Origin of the sequence: Nocardia sp. NPDC060220, assembly GCF_042727815.1 — a bacterium.
Taxonomy (GTDB): domain Bacteria; phylum Actinomycetota; class Actinomycetes; order Mycobacteriales; family Mycobacteriaceae; genus Nocardia.
This window is the reverse complement of sequence record NZ_JBHWZY010001109.1, coordinates 1-1,908: the sequence shown is the minus strand read 5'-3', so window position 1 is coordinate 1,908 and position 1,908 is coordinate 1. Positions and strand designations below refer to the sequence as shown.

General features: G+C 65.1%; 1 protein-coding gene and 2 pseudogenes. 2 read left to right on the top strand and 1 reads right to left on the bottom strand.

The window, feature by feature from the left end:
* A pseudogene (locus ACFWF3_RS34185) lies at nucleotides 1-307 on the bottom strand (hypothetical protein); the annotation flags it as partial.
* Between the two features lie 265 nt (nucleotides 308-572).
* On the opposite strand from ACFWF3_RS34185, the pseudogene ACFWF3_RS34180 reads away from it, so the two are divergent.
* A pseudogene (locus tag ACFWF3_RS34180) lies at nucleotides 573-719 on the top strand (zinc ribbon domain-containing protein); the annotation flags it as partial.
* Entirely contained in the window at nucleotides 716-1,663 is a 948-nt protein-coding gene (locus tag ACFWF3_RS34175; RefSeq protein WP_379318159.1) for an Rv3235 family protein, read from the top strand. The pseudogene ACFWF3_RS34180 and the gene ACFWF3_RS34175, both read left to right, overlap by 4 nt.
* The last annotated feature ends 245 nt before the right edge of the window (nucleotides 1,664-1,908 follow it).

Below are 1,908 nucleotides of genomic sequence, written 5' to 3'. Positions count from 1 at the left end.
ATTCGCGACGCTGGGACGCCATCGCCTTCCTGGCGAGCAGCAGATCTCGCATGTCGGCCTTCTCGATCGCTTCGGTGGTCTGTCGGCTGCGGTCCGATGCGGACGCCATCGCCTGGGTGTGCTTCCAGCGCTGTTCGCGATCCTGTTCACGGATGCGTTCGGCGAGTTCGCGTTCGGCGCGCAGCTCATCTTCGGAGAGCGCGTCGGTGAGGGCCGGATCGAATTGGTAAGCGAGACGCCCGCGGGCACGTTCGACTCGCTGGGCGAGCTGGCTGACGTCGTCCTCGAGACCGGATTCGATCGTCATGCCAGACCACCGCCCCGGGCGCGCGAAGGCAGGCAGGTGACCACAGGTGTGAACGGCACGGACCATTCTTACAGCATGTCTGGAAACTCCGATAGTTTTCAGGCACCGCCCTTCTCGGGCGTCGTCGGGCTGACAGTATTTGCTGTCGCCGCTACTGCCGACGGGGTGGAGGTCGCCCGCTTCGATACCGCTCCTGAACCGTTGGCCGCTGGGCTGAGTCAGGAACGACACCTGGCGAAGTCGTTGTCTCGCAAAACGGTGCTCTGCTGCCTGTGGAACGATCAGTGCGGCCCTGCCGTTGGCGGATCGAGTATTCCTCTGCGAGTGTGGGTTCAGCGCAGATCGTGATCACAACGCGGCGCGGTCGATCCCGACCCAACCCTGGCAGTCACTGTTTTCACGCGGCTCATGACGGTGCGCCGGATGCAGAGCGGACGATTCGGTAGTCAGGCTGACCCGGGCAGAGTCACTGACCGCGCTGTGTCGTGGTCACCGACCCGGACAGACGCCCGCCCGGTTTTCGCCTGGATGCTGCGGAGCCGAAACGACGGGGCAGTTTTGCCCTTACTCTCGCAACGGGGAAACCCGATCCGCTTACATTGCGGACCGCGTTCGACAGTCGTGTGGCGGCTCATCATCAGCGAGTGTGACACAGGCCACCGACACCACACTGAACGCACAGCCACAGGACAGTTCCAGGTGTGCGCTCAGAGCGGACATCTCGAGGTGACCTGCGTTGATTTCGCGAACACTTGTCGGAGCTCCGTGTCATGCTGTGCGCCACCACTGGGGAGTGGGTGGACTGACTCGAAGGGGACGAGCATGTCTACGGAGGGAACGGTGTTGTCGCCCGCGCCGCATTGCGAGCCGCGGTTGGAGGGTGGGGAAGAGGTGCCGCGTTCTGGCGCCGTGAATACCGCTGTGCCCCACCGGGTTACTGGGTCCGGTCGACCGAGGGCCGCGGGCGGAACGCCGGCGAGTATCCGCAGGGCGGTACGCGCCTCCTGCACGCAGGCAGCGCCGACCGGCGAATCTGTCGCGACCGCAAAGCGATTCGCCGAACAGGTGCTCCGGCTGCTCTTGGAGGTGGTCGATCGGCGCAGACCGTCGACTCACCTGCGCGCTCACACAGACGCGCGAGTACTCGCCGCCATCAACACCATGCTCGCGCAGGACTTGGTCCCCGGCCGGGGCTTGGGCAGCGCCACCCTGACCCGCGTGAAACTGACCGCGACACAAGACGGTGCCGCCGAAGTCTTCGCTTCGTATCAGCGTGGGCCGCGGACTCTCGCTATCGCCGGCCGCATCGAGTCGACCAAGGACAGCTGGCGCTTGGTCGCGGTGCGGATGTTCTGATCGCCGGGACGGTCGAAGCGTGGATGTCGAAGTCGACGAGCTCGTGAGGGAGGTCCGTCGACTACCTCAACGCAGCGCGGTGACTCCCGAGAAGTCATGGGGTGCGCGGTGATTGCGATCGGAAAGGCTGCCGAGAGCGTGGTCGGGGTGAAGGCCGAAGTATTGCCTGCGGGTCCGGCTAGTCCAGGCCAGCGCCGCCGCGGCGGCGATACGGTGGAAGTGGACGGTGTAGCCGTGTTCGTAGA